Below are 23,457 nucleotides of genomic sequence, written 5' to 3'. Positions count from 1 at the left end.
ACCGCAAACAGGTATCAGTTTAGCGCATTGCGGGCTGTAACGAAAATGAAACATTCGCTGAGAGATATTATAAATCAGAGGGTTACTTGTCGGATTATCCTTATGTTTTCATAAATAAGTGCGACTAATCTAACATAGAGGGCGCTATGTTCTAAAGGGAAGCTGTTTTTAGGCGATAACAGAGAAAGAAAAATAAAGTTAAGTCTAATAATTGGAGTAATGTATGCAATGGTTTGATAATGCTAGCCTAAGACTAAAAATGTTGTTGCCCGTGCTATTAATGGCGGTGATATTCAGTGGTCTCGCAATTTACAACGTGTTGCTGTTTAACAAACAAGCCGCGATAAATGATCAGCTTAACGACCAGATCACCCCGGTCATGAACTCTCTAGAAGATGCCTATCGTGACTACTATCAAGTTGTGGGTGCAAGCTATGCAATGTTGGTCGCGAATGGTGAACTAGTGGAGTTTGAGAAGCAAAAGTTCGAGTTTGAAGATAATGCTTACAATGCTGTGCCAAGGGTGGAAGTTGTTCAGCAGCTGATCGATCAAGGTATTCTTGATTCGCGCTTCCAGCCATACCTAGACACTTTGCTCAGTAACACTAAGCAGTTTGTTGCGGGTTATGAGGCAATGTTTGCTGACCCAGAACAGTCCATGGTCGTGTTTTCTCAAGACAAAGGTCGATTAGTAGACTTGTTTACTACTATGCGAAGTGACTTAAAAGTCATCCTAGATGAGATGGAGAGACTTCAAGATCAAGCTCGTATCGATAGTGACAAGGCGGTCAAAGAAGCCGAATTTGCCATCGAAGTTGGTACATTAGCTGCGATTGTGATTGCACTGGCATTGGCAGCTTGGGTAACGCGTTTGATTGTGAGCCCAATCCAGCGTCTAGAGCAATCAATGGCTGATATAGCCTCCGGTGAGGGCGACCTGACACGTCGAGTTGAAGTCACTTCTGGTGATGAAATTGGTCGACTAGGTCAGTCGTTTAACCTGTTTGTAGGTAAAATACAAACGACAGTTACAGAAGTGATTGAGTCAACCACGCAAGTGAGACAGCAAACTCAAGAGTTGATTACACTCGCGTCTGAAATCACCGAATCTTCTCAATCGCAGCAGCAAGAAAGTGACATGGTGGCGACAGCCATTAATGAAATGCGGGTAACGAGTGAGAATGTCAGTCAGAATGCTCAAGAGGCTGCACAAGCTACTGACAGAAGTGCAGAAGAAGCCGCAGTCGCCAATCAAGGTATCGGTGATACTGTTACTTCCATTCAAGGACTAGCGACTGAAATCTCCGCTGCTGAAGAAAGTGTTCAACGCTTAAATCAAGATGTAACCAATATTGTCTCTGTACTTGATGTTATTCGTGGTATTGCCGAACAAACAAACTTACTCGCTCTAAACGCAGCTATTGAAGCAGCACGCGCAGGTGAGCAGGGACGTGGATTTGCGGTAGTAGCCGATGAGGTGCGTTCTTTGGCGAGTAAAACTCAAGAAAGCACCGGTGATATTCAAACCATGATTGAACGCCTGCAAGAAGGCACCAGCGTTGTGGTTCATGCCATGGAATCCAGCCGTTCAACAAGTGAGAAGACAATTTCATTGGTACAAAGTGCGTCGACTGCTCTTGGCGAGATATCAAGCTCTGTAGGTATCATTAATGAGATGAACACGCATATCGCAACGGCAGCATCGCAACAAACGTCTGTAAGTGGTGAACTTAACGCAAGCATTCAGAAAATTGCTGAAGATAGCCATAAAATGGCAGAGATCATCAAGCGTGCAGAAGGGGCTTGTGTTGGTCTAGAGCAACGTTGCCAGAGTTTGGATGATGTAGTGGGGCAGTTTAGGGTTTAATGAAATGATACGAAAAGAGGCCGTGATGTTAAACACGGCCTCTTTTTTGAACGGTAAGCTAGTAACGAATATTAGAACGCGAAGCGCGCTGTAAACATTAGTTGGTCACCGTAAATGTGGTTGATGCGACCTTCAAGACCTAGAGAGAATAGCTCGGTAGAGTGGAAACGGCCGTATACAGAACCCATCCAGCGATCTTTGTCACCAACGTTTAAGTAACCCGCTTTACCGCCGATTTCCAGTTGTGGACCAAGCCATTGGCGTACACCCAAGTTAACTTCCATACCGGTGTCAGTTTTGTGATGATCGCCACTGTCGTGGATGTGCGCTAGCATTTCACCAGTGAAGTCTGCCCAGTTGTTAACTGGAGCATGGAAACCAACACCACCAGAGAAGTCATAGTCGCCTTCAAATTTTGAGTCGATGCTACCAACGATATGAGCATTAGGGTGAATCGACTTACTAATAGCCGCACCAAACGTCATTGGGCTTGCACCAATTCGAGCTTCTGCGTAATCGTAGCTGAAGTTACTCATCGTAGCTCGTTGCTCTTCTTGGTTTGCTAATGCTTGCTGCGAAGCGATAACCATCAGAGCAGCTAAAAGAGTTTTGCGCATAGTGTCTCTAAACCTTTTTGTTTGAACTTAATTCCATGACCATAAGAGTGCACGTCGCAAGATGCTTATGGCAACTTAAAGTATCCTGCTATGATAAATCAATTTCCCCTTTCGGCTCCAACAAAAAGTGCGTTTAACGGGTGCAAAACCTCAAAAATTGACAATGCCATACATATTTCAACCAATAATGGGTCTTTCTGTAAGGAATTGGTAATAATGATGGGAGCTATTCAGTACATAACTCCCTAAGTTGCGGTGATTTATTTGACTAATATGACGATAACATCCTTTACTCGCCGAAGTTGATGCGATTGTCTGAGATCGCATTGAATATTCGTTCTGTGTCTAGCACTCGTGCCCACGGCATTAAGTTTTGGGTGTTCGCAATCATATAGTCAGTGAGCTGCTGCTTTACCACTGCTCGTAGTTCATCGCCTTTCCAGGGTTTACTGATATAAAAGTCCAGACAGGCGTGATTGACCGCTTCAATCGTATCTTCATGTCCTGCTTGTCCGGTAAGTAGCACTTTTTTGCATGACTTAGCGTGTTCATCTTCGCTCAGCTCGATCAGGAAACTGACGCCAGTTTGCTCTGGCATGATATGGTCGCAGAGAATTAACGCCAACTTAGCACCATCTCCAGTATTTTCGGCGATCACCGTCCTCGCTTCGTCGACTGATTCAGCGCCTTCAACGATAAAGTGCTCTTCAAAATTATCCAAATCTTGCAACACACTATCGAGGACTTCGCGCTCATCATCGACACATAAAATTAGATATTCAGTCATAGTGGTGCTCCTTGGTTAGTTTCTGTTGCGTGACGGGTATGTACACGGCCATATTGGTGTATTTACCAACTTCTGAAGTGGCTTCTATCCACCCTTTATGTTGAGCTAATATTTGTTGACAGATAGAGAGACCAATTCCGAGACCGAAATTGCCCTCGCGTTTAGTGGTGTAGTTAAGTTCAAAAATACTCTCGAGTTGCTCTTGAGGAATTCCACAGCCGTTGTCGATGAACTCAAAACAGTTGTAGAGGTAATCGTTGTGGGAGACTTGGCTGCTACGGATCGTGAGTTGACCTTTTTCGGGTAGGGCATCGAGTGCATTGGAAATAAGGTTTGTCCAAACTTGCTGAAGAGTAATAGGTTTACAATATATGGCAGGCAGCGAACCGTACTCTTTTATTACGCTGTGGCGTTTGAGGCGATTTTCAAAGATAACTAAGGTATCTTCAATGCCTTCATGCAAATCGACACGCTCGTAAGATTCAGTGTCTTGTCTTGAATAACCCTTCAAACTTTTGACCATATCGGCAATACGCTGGGCGCACACCTGCACAGAACGAAGTGTGGTGCCTGTTGCTTGAAAACGTTCTAGTTTGCTGAGCGTTTCGGTCAGTTTGTCTGGATCGCTAACGGCTTGTTTGAGGAGCGAATCGTTCTCGTGGAGGTAGAGTCCAACAAGGCGTTTGGCTATGCGTCTATCTCCAACTCGTTCATTGAGTTGTTTTGAGCGTTGTCTAAGCTCAGAGGTCGACAGCGGCGAAGATTGCCTAGATTGGTTAAGAACCTCAAGACCAATATCAAATGTGTTGCCTTCATGTTTGGTGTTAAGTATCTCATCGACTTTGGTCGATAAAGTTTCTGCCCCGCGCAAAATCGCAGACACCGGGTTGTTGAGTTCGTGTGCAACGCCTGCGACGAGTTGGCCCAACATGGCCATTTTCTCTTGCTCAATGAGCTGTTGATGGGCTGACTCAAGCGATTCTAGGGTTTTTTGAAGCTCCAGTTTGGTGTTGATGCTTCTTTGCAAGCGGCGGTTAAAGTGGCGCAATAGCAAGTTGGTAAATAATGGCAGTAGATCGGTATTGGAGTGCATTACCTGAGTGAATACCGTTCGTTCGAGTTTTATAACTTTGGTTGGGGTTAGCGTCATAGCTGTGGAGAAAGAGTGTTCGCCGGTGACAAAAGACATACCGCCAACAATACCGCCCCTGCTATGCCTTACAACTTCTCGCTGCTGGCCGATATCGTCTTTTTTATACAGTGCTACGTGACCTTCGACAATGAACCACAAGAATTGGTTGGACTGTCCTTCCGCTGTTAGAAGGTGTTCTGCTGAGTACTGTCTGACCGCTCGTGTTTCGTCTTTTTCTGCAAAAAAGGCGAGCAGTGCTTCGATGACCTGCACCGCAAGCTCATTATCAGACAGTTCATGGAAGTCATGAATAAAGCTGGCACGATAAGAGTGCATCTTGTTTTCGATATGGGCTCGCAGGATTTTTTGTTGATCTAGGACTTTCCCAAAATCAAGCAGATGATCTTGCTCATGATGAACCACATATTGGGTGAGTTCTTTGACGACGGTTTTGTGCAAACTAGATTGTTCAATAGGGTAGGTCAAGCAATGGTCGAGACGGCCTTCGTTCACCGCGTTTAATATCGCTTGGATATCATGAGCATCGGTCTTGCTGATCAATACTTTTCTCGCCGACTGGGCGTGAGCGGACTGCTCAAGTTGAATCAGGAACTCCCCACCATCAAAAAGACGACTATGGCGGGCTATGACCATGGCAAGGTGTTGTCCTTGTCGGCCTATTTGCTGCACGAGTTCGTGTCCTTCAGAAAGTGAGGTCGCTAGGTGAATGTTAAAATGCGATTGATACAGAGACAACTCAGTATCCAATTTGTCGAGGTTGGCGAAATCGCTATCTAAACACAGCACCGCATATCGGTTATTTTGCGTCATTGCTCGGCTTATCTCATCTGTCATGATTGATTCAAATATATCAATAAAAAGCAGAGGGTTATGAGAAGTAGGTATGAGATTGGAGATCCAAGCGAGTTGAGTTAGACTGAATGAAATACACTTCACAAACTGTTTAAGATATCTCTATGAATCAATTAAAGAAGTATGGCGCTATAGGTGGTGCGGTAGCGGTGGTATTGTGCTGGCCTCTAGCGGTTGGACACATAGGACAAAAAGTTGTTGAAGATGGCATCGCCCAGCTAAACAATGAAGGGGTGAGCGCAGAAATCGTCTCCTACGATCGCAGTTATTTGTCATCGGTTGTTGAAACACGCTATCAGGTACAAGACCCAATGCTAAGAGAGCAGTTGGAAGTGGATGGGTTACCGACGGAACTTGTAGTCAAAAGTGACATTAGCCATGGTTTGTTGAGTCTTTCTGCAAAGTCGGTGCTGGCTAACTTTCCAGACTTTCCTCTACAAATGAATACCGTTACTCAGTTAAATGGTAATACAGAATTTGAGATGGCATTGGACAGTTGGAGCTACCAAGGTAATGATCAGCAAACAGTAAGTATGTCTATTTCGCCTTCTGTGATTACAGGCACTGCGACCGTACTTGGCAATATGACCTTCGAAGCCAATATACCTTCGATCCAGCTTGATTTTGAAAATGGCGAACAGCTGCGTATTACCGATGTTGTAGGTAACGGCGTGGGTATTAAAGAAAATGGTTTTTGGCTTGGTGAACAGAGTGCATCAATGAAGCACTTTACCATCCTAGATCAGAATCATGAGAGCTTGTTCGATATTGATGCGATGGGTTACACCTTCAAATCGTCTCTCAACACCGAAACCGATCGTATTGATACCCAGCATATTTTTGACTTGGCACAGCTGACCTATCCTGAAGGTGGTGAGCTGAGCGATCTGAATATTGATTTCGCGCTTAACTCACTAGACAGAGCATCGTTTGAAGGTTTGGTGGATGTGTATCAATCAAACCCGTCAATGGCGCAAGCGGATATTAACGTTCTCGCACCGTTGATCGAGACACTGTTCGCTCGCGGCTTTCAAGTGTCGATGAACGATATGCACTTTAATATTGCACAAGAAGAATTCAAATCCAAATGGTTGCTCGAAGTGCCAGAAGGTACGGAAAACGTGTCTCGTGATCCAAGTGTGGTGATGCCCGCTATTAAAGGCAACATGAATGCCTATATGTCACAAGGTATGATTAATGCTCATCCAATGTTGGCACAGGGTGTTGATGAGCTGGTGGTCATGGATATGGTTCAGCAAAAAGAAGCAGGCTATGAGCTAGAGGCCAATATTGAAGAGGGTCAGTTAGTGTTTGCAAATGGTCAACGTATTCCGCTGATTGCATTGTTCCTGCCACTGCTCATGGGACAGCCGATGGGGCAATAAACGCGACTAGCGTAATTTTTCACCCGTCAAAAGAAAAGAGGCCATGTGCCTCTTTTCTTGCTTTTTATCTCTTTGAAAACGTGATATTACTTGTGGCTCGATTAAGTATTTTGTAGGAGTAATGGGGTCATGGAGCCGATGTCAGAGAACGTATTTAATTTCAGTGCAGGACCAGCTGGGTTGCCGCGAGATGTATTAAAAAAAGCGCAATCGGAGCTGCTTGATTGGAACGATTTAGGTACGTCGGTTATGGAGATCAGCCATCGAAGTAAGCCGTTTATTCAGGTTGCAGAAGAGGCGGAACAAGATTTACGAGATCTGCTTAATATCCCTTCAAATTACAAAGTGCTGTTCTGTCAGGGAGGGGCTCGCGCTCAGTTCTCCGCTGTGCCACTTAACCTGCTTGGCGGTAAGCAAAAAGCGACGTACATCGATGCTGGCTATTGGGCACAAAGTGCGGTAGAAGAAGCGCAAAAATACTGTACACCTATCGTTCATCGGGCGAAAACAGAAATCGACGGTAAAATTGCAGTACAACCAGTGAGCGAGTGGGTGATTGACCCAGACTCGGCGTACGTTCATTTCTGCCCAAACGAAACCATCGATGGCATCGAAATTAATGAACTGCCGCAAACTGATTTACCTATTGTTGCAGATATGTCTTCGACCATCTTGTCGCGTGAAATTGATGTCAGCAAATACGGCGTCATCTATGCGGGTGCGCAAAAGAACATTGGTCCTGCTGGTATTTGTATCGCTATCGTGCGCGATGACTTGCTTGATCTTGCAAGCGACGTCCTACCGACTTTCCTAAACTACAAAGTTTTGGCTGAAAAAGAGTCGATGTACAACACGCCGCCAACGTTTGCATGGTACTTGTCAGGTTTGGTTTTCAAGTGGTTAAAAGAGTTGGGTGGTGTTCAAGCTATCGAGCGCATTAACCGTGAAAAAGCGGCCATTCTTTACGATTACATTGATGCGTCGCCGTTTTATAACAACCAAGTACACAGCGCCAACCGTTCACTGATGAACGTGCCATTCCAATTGGCGAAACCTGAGCTAGATGAAAAGTTCCTAGAATTGGCTGATGAACGTGGTCTGCGTGCCTTGAAAGGGCACCGTGCCGTCGGTGGTATGCGTGCATCTATTTACAATGCGATGCCGCTAGAGGGTGTGCAAGCACTCGTAGACTTTATGAAAGAGTTCGAACAGCAATACGCTTAAGTACTACACATTACCTTCATTTTTGCATCAAAAGCCGCGTTCAAACGCGGCTTTTTCGATCTTATTCAACAATCATTTTCTATCAATACCATAAAATATCCGATAACCGCTTGGTAGCGGGACATGCGACTATTCATACTCTTAGTACACATTCACAGTGATAACACTTTATGGATATATTGATTCTTTTTGGCTTAATCGCGCTTAACGGCTTGTTTGCGATGTCGGAAATCGCGCTGGTGGCGGCAAAAGGCAGCCGGTTACGAATGCTCGCCGAACACAATGGTGCTGCGCAGGTGGCGCTCAAGCTGAAAGATGATCCGACCATTTTTCTCTCCACGATTCAAATTGGTATTACAGCGATTGGTATTCTTAGTGGTATTTGGGGGGAGGCAGTGCTTTCTGCTCCCATCATGCACTGGCTGGTCGGTGCCGGTATGGAGCAGGAACTAGCGAGTTTGCTAGCGACAACGGGTGTAGTCTTAGTTATCACCTATTTTGCGATTGTCGTTGGTGAGTTGGTGCCAAAACGAATAGCACAAAATAATGCAGAGCGCATTGCACTCGTTGTTGCGTATCCAATCCTTTGGTTGTCTATCGCAACCAAACCATTTGTGTTGTTGTTAACGCTGTCGACCAATTTGATGTTAAAAGTCTTGGGTCAGAAAGATAATAATGGTGACGCCGTCACGGAAGAGGACATTGTGGCTTTGGTCAAAGAAGGCTCTGAGAGTGGAGTGATTGAATATCAAGAGCAAGAGATGATAGCCAATTTGCTGCAATTGAATGACCGATTTGCAACCTCACTGATGACACCACGATGCGATATCCATTACCTCGATATTGAGCAGCCTCTTGCTGACATCCTCAAAGATCTTCGCCAAACGAAGCACTCCGTGTGGCCTGTCTGTCGCGGTGGGTTAGACAACCTGATTGGTACCATCTCTTCCAAAGTCTTGCTCGATGAATATAGTGAGCTGTCGGTTGGACGCTTGGTCAAATTGCTTCGAAAGCCAAGGTTTGTACCGGAATCGATGAAAGGGCTGTCTCTGCTAAGTTATATGCAGCAGATGAGCAGCGAGATGACGTTTCTAGTGGACGAATATGGAGACATTCAAGGGCTTGTTACGCACCACGATTTGCTCACCTCGATTGCCGGTGAATTAGCCACGACGACCCAGCATATTTGGGCGCGAAAATGCAAAGATGGCAGTTGGCAACTCGATGGCCTTATCCCAATTGCTGTGTTCAAAAGTAAGCTGAACATTAGCGAACTCGAAGGTGAGGGCAGCGAAGGCTTCCAGACGCTTAATGGTTTCCTCACTTGGCTTTCAGGCCGTCTTCCAGAGGAAGGTGAAGCAATTTACTATCAGCGATTCGTGTTTGAAGTGATGTCGGTTAAAAACAACCGAATCACTCAAGTTAAGGTGCATGAAGTTGTGCTTGAACAAGAAGAGGAGCATTAGGCTCTAACGGATAGATAAAACAAAGCCCTGGACAGTGAGTTGTGCAGGGCTTTTTTAATTGTGCTAGATAGCGGGCTTAAAAGGTTATAACGTCTGATTTAGCTCGAAATATCGACCTTTACGACTGAGCAGCTCATTATGATGGCCAAGCTCAAGGACTTCACCATCTTCAAGTAAACAGACTTGGTCGAATGATTCTAGGCTCACTAATCGGTGAGTGATAAATACCACGGTTTTGCCGATAAACTGAGTCTCAAACAGCGCCATGATCTGTTGCTCGGTCTTTTTATCCAAACCTTCCGTTGGCTCATCCAGCAATAGGATAGGGGCATCATGCAGTAGGGCTCGTGCAATACCAACACGTCGTTTTTCACCGCCCGATAGCTGACGACCGCCTTCACCCAGCCAAGCGTCTAAGCCTGTTTCTTCGGTTAGGTGTCCGAGATCGACATTGACGAGCACGGCGGTTAACTCTTCGTCAGTGGCATCTGGTTTTGCCATTGAGAGGTTGTCACGTAGCGTACCATTAAGAATGTCCACTTTCTGACTGACAACGCTGGTTGATTGACGAAGCTGTGCTTCACTCCAAGATTGAATGTTCTCTCCCGCGAGTTCAATCGACCCGTTTTGGACATCCCAGTAACGTGTGATGAGCTGCAATAGTGTTGATTTGCCTGATCCCGTTTGTCCAACGACAGCGAGCTTCTGACCCGCAGGGACGTCAAGGTCAATTTCTCGCAGTGCCATCTGGCTTGCACCAGGATAGCTAAAGCTTGCTTGGTTCAGTTTGATTGAGTAAGCATCGTTGTGTGCGGTGTCTTCCTGTGGGAAGATCACATCCGGTTTAGCTAGGATGACCTCGTTCAAGCGCTTCGCCGAGGTTAAGGTTTGTCCTAGGTATTGGAATGCACCCGCAATTGGCATCAGTAGCTCAAAACTTGCCATAGTTGCAAACGCTATCAAGGCGATAAGCGGATCTGGTTGGTTTCCACCGACACCGTCTGCGGCAAACCACAACATAAGAATAAGTAGCCAGCCGTTCGCAAGGATTAGTAGGCCCTGTGCGAGTCCAGAGATTTTTGCGTGAACGAACTGGTTTTTAATCAGCTCATCTTGCGCGTTCAGGATAGCGTGGCGATAACGAGATTCTGCGCCAAATAGAGTGAGTTCACTGTAGCCTTGCAGCCAATCAAGCGTTTTGATGCGCAGCTGCGCTTTGTTTAGCGTTAGCGCTTCACCGTTTTTCTTACCGAGTCGATAGAATACCGTTGGCCAGATCAGCAGTAGTAGTATCAAAACTGCGCCCAGCGTCAAACCAAGAGCAGCGTCAAACCAGCATAGGACTGCGGTTAAACACAAGATGCCAAATGCGCCAACTACCATTGGACTAACCAGTCGCAAATAAACATGATCCATGGCATCCACGTCGGCAACCAAACGGTTGAGCATGTCCGCATCGCGAATGTTGACCGCTTTGCCAGGGATCAGCGGTGCCAGTTTCTTAAAGAAAAAGATGCGTAGATCGGTAAGCAGTTTAAAGGTAGCGTTGTGACTCACCACTCTCTCGCCCCAGCGACCAGCAGTTCTCGCCATAGCTGCGCCGCGAACGCCTGCTCCAGGCAACATGTAGTTAAAGGTTTCTCTTGCGATGGTTAGGCCAGCAACGGCAGATGCCGAAATAAACCAACCAGAGAGCGTCAACAGACCGATGGAGGCAAACAAGGTACAAAACGCCAACACCATGCCAAGCGACAGGCCAAACCAGTGCTTTTTGTATAGCTTCAAATAAGGGAGTAGGTCACGCATCTAGATTCCCCTTATCTTGGGATTTGGCTGAGTGGTGTGCTGACAACATGCTTTGGAACAGCCCCGGCTGTTTGGCTAGCACATCATAGTTGCCTTGCTGCTCAATTTGTCCTTGATTCATCACTAAGATGGAATCGACATCTTTAAGTTGAGAAAGCTGGTGGGTAACCATTAGCGTTGTTTTGCCGGCCGTGGAAGTATGTAGCCCTTGAGTCACTAATCGTTCACTCTTTGCATCTAGACTTGCAGTTGGTTCATCAAGTAACCAGAATCGGCCGTTTTGAACCATAGCACGTGCCAGAGCCAATCGCTGCGCCTGACCAACTGACAGACCACCTGAGCGATCCGTTACCTGATAATTTAAACCATGCTTTTCGACAAACTCAGCAGAAAACGAGGCCAGAAGCGCATCATTCACTTGAGTATCACTAACGTTTGGGTTGCCCAAAGTCACGTTATCAAGAATAGAGCCATGCAAAAGCATAGGGTTTTGACCGACCCAACTAACGGCATCGCGCCATGTTGACTGCTCTACCTCTTTAAGTTCAATGTTATTGACCTTTAGTGATCCTTGGTAAGGCAAAAAGCCTAAGATCGCATTGATAAGGCTCGTTTTACCTGCGCCGCTTGGGCCAACCAATGCGGTTGCCTGATTGGCATCGAGAGTAAATGAAATTGGACCGACGAGTTTAGTGCCATCTGGACTAAAGACTTCTAGGTCTTCGGCTTGAATGGTCACCGCTTGATTTGCATCTAGCTTCGTGTTGCCACTTGGTAGTGCTGGTACTTCGAGCTCTAGAAACTCGACAATGCTTTCTGCTGCGCCAACTGCTTGAGCTTTGGCGTGATAGAAGGTGCCTAGATCGCGAAGGGGCTGATAGAATTCCGGCGCGAGGATCAAGATAAACAGACCCGCGAACAACGTCACGCCTAAACCATAATGTCCAAAGTTCAGTTCACCAATGTAGCTAAAGCCAAAATACACGGCGGTAATCGCGATAGAGATCGAGGTGAAAAACTCAAGAACAGCGGAAGAGAGGAAGGCGAGGCGCAGTACATCCATGGTACGTTTACGGAAAACTTCTGAAGCGCCATGCAGTACTTCGGTTTCTGCTTTGGTGCGGTTGAATAGGCGGATTGTCGTCATCGACTGCAAGCGGTCATAAAAGTGACCTGATAAGCGTTGCAGAGCTTTGAAGTTCTTGCGGTTTGCATCCGCCGCTTTCATTCCCACGAGCGCCATAAACATAGGTACTAAAGGCGCTGTTACCAAGAAAATAAGTCCCGCCGCCCAGTTGATTGGGAAAACAACGATCAAGATGATAAAGGGCACGGCCACCGCGAGAGACATCTGTGGAAGGTACTTAGAGAAGAAATCTTGCATTTCTTCTGCTTGCTCAAGAACCAGTGTTGCCCAGGTTCCTGCGGGTTTACCTTTGATGTAGCTAGGGCCAAGCTCTTTTAGTTTATCGAGTATGAGCTGGCGAATATAAATTCGGACTTGCTCACCACATTTGAATCCAGCTATTTCTCTGCCCCACGCACAAGCCGCGCGGCCAGCAACGGCGACCATTAGGCCGGCAAAATGTGGGATCAGTTCGTGCTTATCGACGTGATCGATAATAAGTTGATGAAGAATAGTGGCGATGAGTGCAGCCTGCGCCAGAAGGAACAGACTTGAAAGAACGCCGAGCCCTATTGCAATCATAAGCCAGCGCTTGGCAAGCTTACTTTGCTGTTTGAGCCACTTATTCAAGCTCCGTTGTTTTTTCTTATCCATGTAGAAGGCTTAATGAGTATTATTATTAGTAGAACCAGCGATTATACAAAAAGAAACCCAGAGGGGGTACCTATGGGTTTTCAAATTTCAATATTGTGCTGCTGATATATGTATTTAGTCGTTTACGACTCTTCCGCGTCTAGGAATCGCTCCGCATCGAGTGCAGCCATACAGCCAGTGCCTGCTGAAGTAATAGCTTGGCGGTAGTTATGATCCATGACATCACCTGCTGCATAAATGCCAGGAATGCTGGTTTGCGTTGCGTTGCCATTGAGGCCAGATTGCACCACGATGTAACCGTTATTCATCTCTAGCTGGCCTTCAAAAAGAGCTGTGTTTGGTTGGTGACCAATTGCAATAAATGCGCCCATGACATCGACAGTTTCAACAAGATCGGATTGGGTATCTTTTATACGAACGCCTGTCACACCCATATCATCACCGACCACTTCTTCGAGAGTACGGTCTGTGTGAAGGATGATGTTGCCATTTTCGACTTTGTCCATTAAGCGCTTCACTAAGATCTTTTCTGCGCGGAAGCTATCACGGCGATGTACTAAGTGCACTTCTGATGCAATATTGGAAAGATATAAAGCTTCTTCAACAGCGGTGTTACCACCACCAACAACGGCAACTTTTTGATTGCGGTAGAAGAAACCATCACAAGTTGCACAAGCCGATACGCCGCGGCCTTTGAATGCTTCTTCAGAGTCCAGACCCAAATATTTCGCAGATGCACCCGTTGAGATAATAACCGCATCTGCTGTGTAGCTTTGGCTGTCACCGAATAGCTTGAAAGGACGTTCGCTAAAGTCCACTTTATTGATGTGATCGAAGATAATTTCAGTGTCGAACTTCTCAGCATGAGCTTGCATGCGCTCCATGAGCAGAGGGCCGGTCAAACCTACCGCATCACCTGGCCAGTTTTCGACTTCTGTCGTTGTTGTGAGCTGTCCACCTTGCTGCATGCCGGTAACTAATACAGGTTCGAGATTAGCGCGAGCCGCATAAACTGCAGCGGTATAACCAGCAGGGCCTGAACCTAGGATCAGCAATTTACAGTGTTTTGTGTCAGCCATAGTTTTATCTCACTTTCTCAATTCTTATCAACATCAGTAATCGATGTAGCTTTGCTACCTAATATATTGGGGTTAGGGGGCAGGAATCAACACTAGATTTCTGCTGTCTGTTGTTATTTTGTTCACTCAGTTCGATATATGCGATTAAGTGGCACGAATAGTCTCTCGTTTTGGAAGTAGCCCTAACTTCGCTGTGGTCTAACTTCCTGTAATACTAAAATTTGATAGTGCTTTGTACTGAAACTTGATGCAAAAGATCATTGAAAGATACATAACTCTTGAGTTCTGTTTTACATCGAAATTTTGACCTAGTGAAGTGTTCTGTATTTTTGAGTGCCCAATATCTGCAATTGGTTTTATGTACTAATTTTGTTATATATATCGGATTATAGTTTCTTTTTGTTCTATAAATTGGATTTAAGTGCTGTAAAAAGTTGATTTGGCAGAATGATTGGTATTTAATGGCTTGTAAATAAAATGTAAACAAAAGATGTCGCAGCATAACATGGAAAGGAGTTAATGATGCTACACACCAGTGAAAGTACCTTACATCTTACTAGTCTCAGTGGCCGTGCTATTGAGCAGCTTGCGCCAACATTTTCAACTCTACCTAATACTCAGCATGCGGATGGTCAATACCGTTTGCGCCGCTATTCGGTCATACAGCACCTTGATGGCAAGATTGTCGATACGGGAACGAGTCGCTTTGTACAGTCAGAGCACTACAACCACTTTCAAGGTGATGTAGTGAGGCAGTTTGAACCAGTTCTTGAATCGACGTTACAAAGCGATGCGATGGGCGAGTTGGTGTCACTGTTTGTTGCGACGAATGGTTTGCCTAATGGACAAGAGATTGAGATTCACCAAATCCGTATCGCTGCTGTCTATGACGAAACTGAGGTCGCACCGGAAGGTGTGCACCAAGATGGATTTGATCATATTGCTCTTGTCGGGGTAGGTCGTCAGAACATTAGTGGTGGTGAAATCATGCTCTATAACAATCATGATGAAGCGCCGTTTTTCAAGAAAGTACTCGTTGATGGTGAAGTGGCAATTCTAGACGATGCTCGTTTGTGGCATAACGCCAAACCTATTCGCTGTGTCGACGAGCAAAGCGAAGGTTACATGGATGTGTTTGTATTGACAGCAAAGGGAGTAAAACATGCACTTCACTCCTGATGAAGCGCGCCGTCAATTCACGGCTCTACATCAAACACACAATGATAAACCAGTGGTCTTTTTGGATGGCCCAGGCGGGTCACAAGTCCCTCAGAGTGTGTTGAGTGCGATGAATGAGTATCTTGGTGCTTACAACTCTAATCTTGGCGGGCATTATTTTTCAAGCAAGCACACAGTTGATCTAGTCGGGCTAGCAAGAGCTTGTGGCCGTGATTTCGTGAATGCGTCGAGTGCCGACAACATTGTATTTGGCGCCAATATGACATCGCTGACCTTTCAGTTGAGCCGAGCGATTACCAGAGATTGGCAGCAGGGCGATGAAGTGATTGTGACTGCGCTGGATCATTATTCTAATGTGTCTAGCTGGGAACAAGCTGCTGAGGATCGAGGTGCCGTTGTTAAGCAAGTGAAGGTCAATCCCCAGGATTGCTCGGTCGATTTGGAGCACTTTGAATCCTTGTTATCAAATAAAACCAAGTTGGTAGCAGTAACGTACGCTTCAAACACTACAGGTACGATTACCGATATCAAACGCATTGTTGAGTTGGCGAAGCAATACGATGCGGCGGTTTATATTGATGCCGTGCATTACGCGCCTCACAACCTTATTGATGTACAAGCGTTAGGGTGTGACTTTTTGGTTTGCTCAGCTTACAAGTTCTTTGGTCCACATTTGGGCGTGGCATACATCAGCTCTGATTGGTTGCAGACACTAAGACCTTATAAAGTTGAACCAGCAACAGACATTGGCCCCGGAAGGTTTGAAACGGGTACACAGAGTTTTGAGGCGTTAGCAGGCTTTATCGCTGCGGTTAAGTACTTGGCATCTTGGGGAGAGGGCACATCATTTCGTGGGCAGCTAGCGGATGCGTTTGAAGCAATGGGCAAACATGAAGAGCTATTGAGTCGCTACTTTTTACAGCGTTTGTCTCAAGCAGAGGGCTTAACACTCTACGGTAGTCAAGATAGCAGCCATGCAGTGAGAACCCCAACGTTTGCCCTGCGTTCAGATAAACACACGCCAGAGCAGCTCGCGAGGGCACTCGGTGAGCAGAACATCTGTGTTTGGAATGGTCACTTTTATGCCCTAGGTCTTGTTAGGCAACTCGATCTAGAGGAGAAGGGGGGCGTGTTGAGAGTTGGCTTTATGCACTACAACACCTTAGAAGAAGTCGATCACTTCTTTGATGCACTCGAAAGCCTTTAAACGTCCTAGAAAACAGCCCGCATTATGCGGGCTGTGTGATTTGAGTATGACTGTTAGGCGTCCGCACTCACTTCCACCTCATAAGAAGTGAATTTGCGAATGTTAATCACACCAGTATCTAGAATGAGATACTGACCTTTAATACCCTTAAGAACGCCGCTGACAACGGGTTCTTTATCAAAGTTATGTGACGTTATTTTCGTTGGATGCTGCTCAACTGGATAGCTCAGTGGCGTGATAGCTTCCTCAAGCACTTCAATCGCGTCATCACCATATTGAGCGCGAATTTCGTCAATCTTATCCGCGACCAATGGCAGTAGTTGCTGAGCACGTTCAACCAGCTCAATAGGTTCACCATCTTGCTTCAGTAGCGTACGCCAGTTGGTTTTATCTGCGATGTGCTTAGCCAATTCCACTTCAATCAAACCTGAGATGTGGCGCGTTTTCACTTTAAGAATAGGCAAACCTTGTGTCGCACCTTGGTCAATCCAGCGCGTTGGAATTTGAGTATGACGCGTTATACCCACTTTTAGGCTAGACGTGTTAGATAGGTAAACAAAGTGGTCAACCATACAGTTCGCTTCACCCCATTCAGGCTCACGACATGTACCTGCGTCGTAATGGCAGGTTTCTGGTTTCATGATACACATGTCGCAGCTGGCAAGCTTTTTCATACAGACAAAGCAGTGGCCTTGTGAATAACTCTTTTTGGTCTTCTTACCGCAAGATGAACACAAGATGTTGCCCGTATGGGTTAGGGTAATGGATTTTCCCATCAAAGGAGTCAGTGCGATCTCTTCATCGCCAACCGGAAGGCGGTACTGAACAGTTGAGTCGAGGGAAGCACGCATTTTTGACAGCGTTCCCGAGGCTAATAGTGACATGACATTACTCTTTTCATTGTTTTGGTCAGTTTAACAAAAGAGAGTCTTTGGGTCTTTGTAAACATTAACAAAATGGCGTATGCCAATAAGTGGTTGCGTGTCCTTTATCCTTTGCACGGTACATCGCTTGGTCTGCAACCTTGATAAGCTCCTTCGCGTTGGTGGTGGACTCGGGGTAGACAGCGACCCCAATACTTAAAGACAGGTCATACTCAGAGAGCTTTTTCGAACGTACTAGACTATGTGTGGATTGATGGAGCTTACTGCAAATAGAGTGAATCACATCTAGCTGTTTAAGGTTGGATAGCACGACGATGAATTCATCCCCACCATAGCGACAAACAAGATCACTTGAACGCAGGCTTTTTGAAAGTAGCTCGGCAACCCCTTTGAGGAACTTGTCACCCACATCATGCCCTTCGCTGTCATTTACTTGTTTGAAGTTGTTGATGTCGATAAACAGCACAGCGAAGTGAAGCTGATTTACTCGATGGTGCTTGACTTCACTTTCAAGTTTTTCATAAAAATCTTTCCTGTTGGGAAGGTTGGTTAGTTCATCAAGACGAGCCATTTCTTGAAACTTCTGTTCGGAATTCTTCAACTTCACATAGTGGGCGTTCAAGTTACTTTGTAGGTAATTGAGGGCGCGTGTTAAATCCCCAATCTCATCTTGAGCATCGTATTTATATGGTGTGCTTTTTTCGAGGGTAATACGCTTTGCAAACTGAGCAATGTTAGTTAACGGAATCGTGATAAATCGAAACAGAGAGAAGGAGAGAACACTGACAATAGCGATCAAGGATAAGGAGGAGAGTCCCAGTGCTTTTGCCGTTTTGTCCATCCACATTCCACCAATAGTGTCTATTTGTTGTAGTCCGAGAATGTATTCAGTTGACGTGTTGTGAATCTTAAATATTGCAGGCAAGAAGTATGCGTACTGAAGTCGCTCGCTATCTGCGTCACTATCTATTTCAAAAAAGGTGGCTTGATTCTGTTCGATAGTCGGTTTGGCTTCGGGGTGATCGATTTGCAGCTTTTCAATTTTTCCTTTTACAAAAGCAAATTGCTTTTCACTGTTAGGGTGCAACAAGTAGCTACCATCGGTATTGGCAATGGTCAGCATGGTAGGGTTGGAAAGTAGTTGTGTGGCACCTTTAAGTAGCCTTTCTATATCGATGGCAATGAGAAGTGACAGGCCTTGGTCGTTGTTTTTCATCAACGGATAAACAATGAAAATGAATGGTTTAGGATCTGGGTAGGAAATTCGATCGTAGTGAGTGGTAACTGACGACACATAGACCGACCCTTTAGCTGCTGCAGTGGCCTCGATAAACACCGGTATGTGCGATAGAGAGTTAAGTTGACTGCTGTTTACCCGCACAACGTTTCCCATGTTGTCTCGTTCAACGCGGACCAATTCTTGTGCGATAGGCTTGCGGCTAACGATCGAAATGCTGGAATAACTTGGGTTGTTATTGAGAAAAGGGTGCACCGTCGTGGCGAGTTGTGCAGTACCAGAATTGGTTCTTACTTGTTCTCGAACGAGAGAAACGAGCGTTTCGTTGGCGCGCTCTATGTCTTTCAGTTTTTCTTGCAAAGAGCGATACGCAATGTTGGTACTTTGTGCCATCCTCTCTTCAATATTTTTGATGAGTAATGTTTGTGAGCCTTGATAGCTAAGCCAGGCTATGGCAAAGAAAAATACCAACAGAGAACCGGTTAAAGCGAGACTTATTTTCGTGGAGAGTCTCATGGAGTGAACCTCTCTATATGTTTTAGCACTGCAGAAAGGGACTTTCCGCTATAGACTGCATTCCACATAGCTTCGCGCTTACTTCCTGATTCTACAGGTGACAGCCATATGAGCTTCTCCTGCCCTGTTTGTTGAGAGAATTGCCCCAAAGAGCTTTGCAGACCGTGCCGGTCAACCAAGCTACGTTGAACCCAGGGCTCCAAGAGAAAGTCTATCCAAAGGTGAGCGAGGTCATTGTGAGTAGAGCCGGCGAGAATTGCCCAACAATCTACCCATGCAAGAGCCCCCTCATCGGGAATAATGTAGCCGACATTCGCCCCACTTTTACGTAACGCATTGAGTTGCTGGTGGCCATAATTGGCAAACATAAGTGATAGCTCGAACTTGTTGAAAAGCTCAGTTGCTTCATCGACTGAGTCGTAGAAAGTCAGTGCATTTTCTCGCAGCTTTATCAATTGTTCTGCAATTTGTTTGTCATGTTGACTTGGGATCTGAAAAGGATCTGGCAACCCAAGGGCGATAGCAGCGAGACTGACATTATGCGTACCACCATCATATCCCAGGACTTTATTCTGATATATCAGAGACCATAGAGCGCGCCAGGTTCTTGGTGGCTGGTCAATACGATCCTTACTATAAATTAAGCCCATAGATGAGAAAGTATACGGAATGCCGTAAACATCGCTACTGTATGAAGTTTCTGGGTTACTTGAGAGAGGCGTGAACTGGTCACTGAGCCACTTTAGGTTGCTTATCTTACTGGTATTTATGGGGTCTACTTTCAACAGTTTTATGTAGCGTCTTAATTCTGCTGAGTTTAGGGCTACTACATCATATTGTTTATTTGAATCTTCGATATGACTGCGTAATTCTCGGTCATTATTTATGTATGTAATTTCCACATTAACACGATGTTTTGTTTTAAACGCAGTTACCACATCCTGGTCTGTATATCCGTACCACGATAAAACTTTCAATGTGTTTTTTGAATACACATTTGGTGAAATGGTTATTGATATGCACAATAATAGTGCAACTAATAAGGTTTTCATTGAGTACCTACAGCAAAACAACAGATTCCATATAGTTTTTAGACCAATGTAACTTTAGCCGAAAGTACTAAAGAAAAAATAAACTATGGTTTGTTAATATACTTGTCATTAATGGGATTTACATCACAAATCACGTCATTTGTGTGGCATGGATCTCTTAAATTATGCAATGAGTGTGCAACCTGTCTCGAAAGTTGGAACCGGTATGATGTATGTGGCTGGGTGGTACATATATAAAATACTTCGTAAGTATTAGTGTCTAATATTGACAGGTGTTTTGTAAATCTTCTTTTTGTATGTGTGTGGTCTGTATTTTTACCGGCTAGGGGTCTCTATGATTGCTATGCATAAAATAAAAACATTAGGATGCTTAGATTTAGATAAACGAGTCGTATGCTTATTATCATAATGTCACTCGTTGTAAGTGGAATTTTTCTATTTGCTCCTCTGTTCTCAATGCAAGCAATGTTAGATTGGATTAGAAGCCAAGTCATACTGCGTTACAGCACCACTTAAGGCAGCATGGTTCTACCTTTAAATCTTTACGTCAGATTGGTTTAAGAACGCAGATCGGGTATCGAGAGGGCTCTTTACTCTGACTAAGTTGATTCGCATGTTCGCGCACTTTAGATAGAGTTCCTGAGGCTAATAGTGACATGACATTACTTGTGATTGTGGAACTATGCTATCAAATATATCGTCAAATATCCTTCGGCTTTTATAGAACGGTAACAAAAGTCAATCCTCCCAACCTCAGCGAGCGAGGGATGTCATACAATCCAAATTTACCTATTGCTAATGTTCGAGCACCAAGCTAGTTTTGTTGATGGTATTGTCAAAGGCTTGTGGTGTTGTTGAGTCGTTTTTATGAAGTTTTCGGTAAAGTTATTGTTGTCACTTATCCTCGTGACTTTGGTAGTGATCAGCAGCTATCGACTTTGGGGCGATCAAAAACGGCTTGTGTTATCGAGTGACAAATTTGGCTTCTTCGCGACTAATGATCAATTCCAAGGTGGCGCGAGTCTCTCTTCGCTAAGTCAGTTGGAACAAGGCGCTCAGCTCGATTGCACATTAAAGAAAAGCGATTACGCATGGCCTTATTGTGGCGTCTCTGTGCACTTTAACTCAGACCCACAGCTTGGGTTAGATCTTTCTGATTATCATACACTTGAACTTGATATCGATTACGATATTCCTCCTAATGACGACCGTTCTCTTCGAGTCTATTTTCGCAATTACAATCCTATCTACTCTAATACAGAAGATGAGTACACCCACAAATATAACGGCGTCACGCTGCAGGCTGATGCAGGGAAAATGATCATTCCATTGCGTAATTTCCAAGTCATGACTTGGTGGGTGGTAGACAACAAAATTCCTATCGCGCACGCAGCGCCAGAATTTACCAATATCAATAAGTTTGAGCTCGCGACGGGCTCAAATTCTGCTTTGGGTGAACACTCGATTAAAATCCATAGTATTACTCTGGTTGGTCGCTATATTGCCGGAGAGACGCTGTTTTTGTTTATGTTGGGCGTGTGGATTGTAGTCGCGACAATAGCGCTATTGTGGGAGCTACGTAACTATCAGCTGGGGATGGAGCGTGAGAAACGTAGAGCCAGTTATTTGTCTCAAGTTAATCAGCGTCTAGAGAGTGAGAACATTAAGTTTTCGGAGTTGGCACATAAAGACGAGTTAACGGGGATTCGTAATCGTCATGCAGTACGTGCATGGCTGGAAAGGCAGCAGCTGCAAATTGAGGCATCTTCGATAGGTGTGCTGTTTATCGATATCGACCATTTTAAGCGTATTAATGACACTTACGGTCATGGTGTAGGTGATGATGTGCTGCGTGAGTTTGCCATGGTGCTTTCTGAACTCGTAGGCAGCAATGACAAAGTTGTGCGTTGGGGCGGCGAAGAGTTTGTGGTGTTTTGCCAGCAAAAATCAAATAGCGAACTGGTGAAGATGGCTGAGCAGATACGTCATTACGTCCATGCACATTTATGGGTGCATGGTGACGAGATGAGTTGCAGCATTGGAGTGGCGCTGGGTCAAAACCATCAGGTTTATGAGACCATCAATTTGGCCGACGATATGCTTTATGAGGCGAAACAGCAGGGACGAAATTGTGTTAGAGCGATAGAGAACAGCGGCTGATCGGCTTGATCGAATCAAGGTTAGCTGAATGAAGGGTTATGGTTCTATGCCTTGTTCGAGCTGTTCATTCCTTTGTTGTATTGGAGCGCTTTCACGTTGCAAAGCTTCGGGTACTTCCGAGTCAATATTTGAGTTTGTAACTATCGGCTCTTTAGGACCAAGGAAGCGCGGTTGAGTATGCATGACATACAAGTCGAGCAGTGCTTTGGTCCTTGCAAACACTTCTCGTAGTCTTACTGAATATCCTGACTTGGACACGGGGCCTGCGACCGCAAGGCATTGTGCGTTAATGTCATAATACTGAGCAATAAACAGAGCGCGTTCACAATGGAATTTTTGCGTGATGATCAAAAAGTTATCAGTATCGAAGATTTCTTTGGCGCGAACGATGGAATCTAGAGTGCGAAACCCTGCATAGTCGAGGTGAATCGCAGGCTCAGGTACATTTGCTCTGAGTAGATCCCGCTTCATTGTCCATGGTTCATTGTAGGAGCGGTGGGCGTTGTCGCCGCTGAGCAGGAAGTGGGAAACCTTGCCTTCGTCGTAAAGTTCGATGGCGGCATTAATGCGATGCGCATAGTACTCATTAAGTGTACGGCCTAAATATTTGCTAGTACCGAGCACGACTGCTACTTGAACATTGTCTATCTCAGAAATAGAGGTAAACAGTTGGTCTTGGGCACGCCAACTGATCCAGCGGTCAATAGCGACCACAACCACAACAACGGTAAGCAAAGCGACAACGAGTAGGCGCACGCTACGTTTCAATAATGAAAATAGCGCACCACGTTGCCACATGTCCTTATCAAGTTTAAAGGTCACTAAATCTGTCGATTCCTTTGAGCCCAAATGCCGATACCTATAAAGCTTAAAACCACAATGGAAAACATCAAACCTGGTTCGATGTTGCTGAGTGCATTCTTTAACACTGGTGTGGCTTTAATGATGATCAATCCATAACCAAATGCGTTAAGAAGTATAAAACAGCCTGTTCGAATTACGAAATTAGTATCACGTAATGCGTTACGCATCAAACGATTAATGTCGGCGCCGAGCACGACGAGCGTGCAAGCGACTAAAGCGGTAGCGATTTCCAGAAGATAGGGTGAAATAAACTGTCCGCCGGGCGCAAAGACATCAAACATAGCTAGGGTTCCTTTTCGAGTTCTGAGCGCTTAATTAGACAAAAAAAAGGCTCTTGATAAC

Annotated in this window: 18 protein-coding genes; 7 read left to right on the top strand and 11 right to left on the bottom strand. The window is 45.2% G+C overall.

The features are described 5' to 3' along the window. The first annotated feature begins 223 nt into the window (after positions 1-223). A complete protein-coding gene (locus tag ACJB0T_RS01030; protein ID WP_479289870.1) occupies positions 224-1,867 on the top strand; it encodes a methyl-accepting chemotaxis protein in 1,644 nt (547 codons plus the stop codon). A 71-nt stretch (positions 1,868-1,938) separates the two neighbouring features. Here ACJB0T_RS01030 and ACJB0T_RS01025 read toward each other — a convergent pair whose 3' ends face one another. From ACJB0T_RS01025 to ACJB0T_RS01015, 3 genes are all read right to left on the bottom strand, one after another. Next, positions 1,939-2,484 carry a hypothetical protein gene (locus tag ACJB0T_RS01025; protein WP_479289872.1) on the bottom strand — a complete coding sequence of 182 codons (546 nt, stop codon included), beginning with the start codon at positions 2,482-2,484 and terminating at the stop codon, positions 1,939-1,941. A gap of 289 nt (positions 2,485-2,773) precedes the next feature. After that, entirely contained in the window at positions 2,774-3,271 is a 498-nt protein-coding gene (locus tag ACJB0T_RS01020; protein WP_479289873.1) for a response regulator, read from the bottom strand. Then, positions 3,264-5,258, bottom strand: a complete 1,995-nt coding sequence (locus ACJB0T_RS01015; protein WP_479289875.1) for an ATP-binding protein — start codon at positions 5,256-5,258, stop codon at positions 3,264-3,266. Before ACJB0T_RS01015 ends, ACJB0T_RS01020 begins: the two co-directional genes overlap by 8 nt. 122 nt (positions 5,259-5,380) lie before the next feature. On the opposite strand from ACJB0T_RS01015, the gene ACJB0T_RS01010 reads away from it, so the two are divergent. The 3 genes from ACJB0T_RS01010 to ACJB0T_RS01000 all read left to right on the top strand — a co-directional run bounded on the left by ACJB0T_RS01010 (position 5,381) and on the right by ACJB0T_RS01000 (position 9,351). Beyond that, entirely contained in the window at positions 5,381-6,661 is a 1,281-nt protein-coding gene (locus ACJB0T_RS01010) for a DUF945 family protein (RefSeq protein WP_479289877.1), read from the top strand. A gap of 129 nt (positions 6,662-6,790) precedes the next feature. Next, complete coding sequence (serC, locus tag ACJB0T_RS01005) at positions 6,791-7,885, top strand: 3-phosphoserine/phosphohydroxythreonine transaminase (RefSeq protein ID WP_479289880.1); 1,095 nt, start codon at positions 6,791-6,793, stop codon at positions 7,883-7,885. Between the two features lie 170 nt (positions 7,886-8,055). After that, positions 8,056-9,351, top strand: a complete 1,296-nt coding sequence (locus ACJB0T_RS01000) for a hemolysin family protein (protein ID WP_479289882.1) — start codon at positions 8,056-8,058, stop codon at positions 9,349-9,351. An 84-nt stretch (positions 9,352-9,435) separates the two neighbouring features. Here ACJB0T_RS01000 and cydC read toward each other — a convergent pair whose 3' ends face one another. The 3 genes from cydC to trxB all read right to left on the bottom strand — a co-directional run bounded on the left by cydC (position 9,436) and on the right by trxB (position 14,016). Then, entirely contained in the window at positions 9,436-11,157 is a 1,722-nt protein-coding gene (gene cydC, locus ACJB0T_RS00995) for a heme ABC transporter ATP-binding protein/permease CydC (protein ID WP_479289883.1), read from the bottom strand. Continuing rightward, positions 11,150-12,937, bottom strand: coding sequence for a heme ABC transporter permease/ATP-binding protein CydD (cydD, locus tag ACJB0T_RS00990; RefSeq protein ID WP_479289885.1), 1,788 nt, complete (start codon positions 12,935-12,937; stop codon positions 11,150-11,152). The genes cydC and cydD overlap by 8 nt, the downstream gene beginning before the upstream one ends. Positions 12,938-13,059: 122 nt before the next feature. Continuing rightward, positions 13,060-14,016: a thioredoxin-disulfide reductase gene (gene trxB, locus ACJB0T_RS00985; RefSeq protein WP_479289887.1), complete on the bottom strand. Its 957-nt coding sequence runs from the start codon at positions 14,014-14,016 to the stop codon at positions 13,060-13,062. 522 nt (positions 14,017-14,538) lie between these two features. Between trxB and ACJB0T_RS00980 the strand changes: the two genes are divergently transcribed. Then, entirely contained in the window at positions 14,539-15,195 is a 657-nt protein-coding gene (locus ACJB0T_RS00980) for a 2OG-Fe dioxygenase family protein (protein WP_479292232.1), read from the top strand. Next, complete coding sequence (locus tag ACJB0T_RS00975; protein ID WP_479289889.1) at positions 15,179-16,402, top strand: cysteine desulfurase-like protein; 1,224 nt, start codon at positions 15,179-15,181, stop codon at positions 16,400-16,402. Before ACJB0T_RS00980 ends, ACJB0T_RS00975 begins: the two co-directional genes overlap by 17 nt. A 53-nt stretch (positions 16,403-16,455) precedes the next feature. Here the strand turns inward: ACJB0T_RS00975 and ACJB0T_RS00970 are convergent, their stop codons facing one another. From ACJB0T_RS00970 to ACJB0T_RS00960, 3 genes are all read right to left on the bottom strand, one after another. Next, a complete protein-coding gene (locus ACJB0T_RS00970) occupies positions 16,456-17,286 on the bottom strand; it encodes a DUF2797 domain-containing protein (RefSeq protein ID WP_479289891.1) in 831 nt (276 codons plus the stop codon). A 64-nt stretch (positions 17,287-17,350) separates the two neighbouring features. Next, entirely contained in the window at positions 17,351-19,039 is a 1,689-nt protein-coding gene (locus ACJB0T_RS00965; RefSeq protein WP_495292906.1) for a diguanylate cyclase domain-containing protein, read from the bottom strand. After that, positions 19,036-20,091 (bottom strand): extracellular solute-binding protein, encoded by a 1,056-nt coding sequence (locus ACJB0T_RS00960; RefSeq protein WP_479289894.1) that lies wholly within the window; start codon positions 20,089-20,091, stop codon positions 19,036-19,038. Before ACJB0T_RS00960 ends, ACJB0T_RS00965 begins: the two co-directional genes overlap by 4 nt. Positions 20,092-20,958: 867 nt before the next feature. Between ACJB0T_RS00960 and ACJB0T_RS00955 the strand changes: the two genes are divergently transcribed. Next, complete coding sequence (locus tag ACJB0T_RS00955; RefSeq protein WP_479289896.1) at positions 20,959-22,251, top strand: GGDEF domain-containing protein; 1,293 nt, start codon at positions 20,959-20,961, stop codon at positions 22,249-22,251. A 36-nt stretch (positions 22,252-22,287) separates the two neighbouring features. Here ACJB0T_RS00955 and ACJB0T_RS00950 read toward each other — a convergent pair whose 3' ends face one another. Then, positions 22,288-23,049 carry a SanA/YdcF family protein gene (locus ACJB0T_RS00950; protein ID WP_479292233.1) on the bottom strand — a complete coding sequence of 254 codons (762 nt, stop codon included), beginning with the start codon at positions 23,047-23,049 and terminating at the stop codon, positions 22,288-22,290. A 23-nt stretch (positions 23,050-23,072) separates the two neighbouring features. Next, complete coding sequence (locus ACJB0T_RS00945; RefSeq protein ID WP_112461664.1) at positions 23,073-23,396, bottom strand: DUF3392 domain-containing protein; 324 nt, start codon at positions 23,394-23,396, stop codon at positions 23,073-23,075. Positions 23,397-23,457 lie beyond the last annotated feature (61 nt).

It is taken from the genome of Vibrio sp. CB1-5, from assembly GCF_059412285.1.
Note: the sequence above shows the minus strand (reverse complement) of the source record. Positions and strands in the feature narration are given on the sequence as shown.

What these genes read in the sequence shown, in the direction of transcription:
- ACJB0T_RS01030 (WP_479289870.1), top strand. Translation starts at nt 224, where the DNA reads ATGCAATGGTTTGATAATGCTAGCCTAAGACTAAAAATGTTGTTGCCC.
- ACJB0T_RS01025 (WP_479289872.1), bottom strand. Translation starts at nt 2,484, where the DNA reads ATGCGCAAAACTCTTTTAGCTGCTCTGATGGTTATCGCTTCGCAGCAA.
- ACJB0T_RS01020 (WP_479289873.1), bottom strand. Translation starts at nt 3,271, where the DNA reads ATGACTGAATATCTAATTTTATGTGTCGATGATGAGCGCGAAGTCCTC.
- ACJB0T_RS01015 (WP_479289875.1), bottom strand. Translation starts at nt 5,258, where the DNA reads ATGACAGATGAGATAAGCCGAGCAATGACGCAAAATAACCGATATGCG.
- ACJB0T_RS01010 (WP_479289877.1), top strand. Translation starts at nt 5,381, where the DNA reads ATGAATCAATTAAAGAAGTATGGCGCTATAGGTGGTGCGGTAGCGGTG.
- serC (WP_479289880.1), top strand. Translation starts at nt 6,791, where the DNA reads ATGGAGCCGATGTCAGAGAACGTATTTAATTTCAGTGCAGGACCAGCT.
- ACJB0T_RS01000 (WP_479289882.1), top strand. Translation starts at nt 8,056, where the DNA reads ATGGATATATTGATTCTTTTTGGCTTAATCGCGCTTAACGGCTTGTTT.
- cydC (WP_479289883.1), bottom strand. Translation starts at nt 11,157, where the DNA reads ATGCGTGACCTACTCCCTTATTTGAAGCTATACAAAAAGCACTGGTTT.
- cydD (WP_479289885.1), bottom strand. Translation starts at nt 12,937, where the DNA reads ATGGATAAGAAAAAACAACGGAGCTTGAATAAGTGGCTCAAACAGCAA.
- trxB (WP_479289887.1), bottom strand. Translation starts at nt 14,016, where the DNA reads ATGGCTGACACAAAACACTGTAAATTGCTGATCCTAGGTTCAGGCCCT.
- ACJB0T_RS00980 (WP_479292232.1), top strand. Translation starts at nt 14,539, where the DNA reads ATGCTACACACCAGTGAAAGTACCTTACATCTTACTAGTCTCAGTGGC.
- ACJB0T_RS00975 (WP_479289889.1), top strand. Translation starts at nt 15,179, where the DNA reads ATGCACTTCACTCCTGATGAAGCGCGCCGTCAATTCACGGCTCTACAT.
- ACJB0T_RS00970 (WP_479289891.1), bottom strand. Translation starts at nt 17,286, where the DNA reads ATGTCACTATTAGCCTCGGGAACGCTGTCAAAAATGCGTGCTTCCCTC.
- ACJB0T_RS00965 (WP_495292906.1), bottom strand. Translation starts at nt 19,039, where the DNA reads ATGAGACTCTCCACGAAAATAAGTCTCGCTTTAACCGGTTCTCTGTTG.
- ACJB0T_RS00960 (WP_479289894.1), bottom strand. Translation starts at nt 20,091, where the DNA reads ATGAAAACCTTATTAGTTGCACTATTATTGTGCATATCAATAACCATT.
- ACJB0T_RS00955 (WP_479289896.1), top strand. Translation starts at nt 20,959, where the DNA reads ATGAAGTTTTCGGTAAAGTTATTGTTGTCACTTATCCTCGTGACTTTG.
- ACJB0T_RS00950 (WP_479292233.1), bottom strand. Translation starts at nt 23,049, where the DNA reads ATGTGGCAACGTGGTGCGCTATTTTCATTATTGAAACGTAGCGTGCGC.
- ACJB0T_RS00945 (WP_112461664.1), bottom strand. Translation starts at nt 23,396, where the DNA reads ATGTTTGATGTCTTTGCGCCCGGCGGACAGTTTATTTCACCCTATCTT.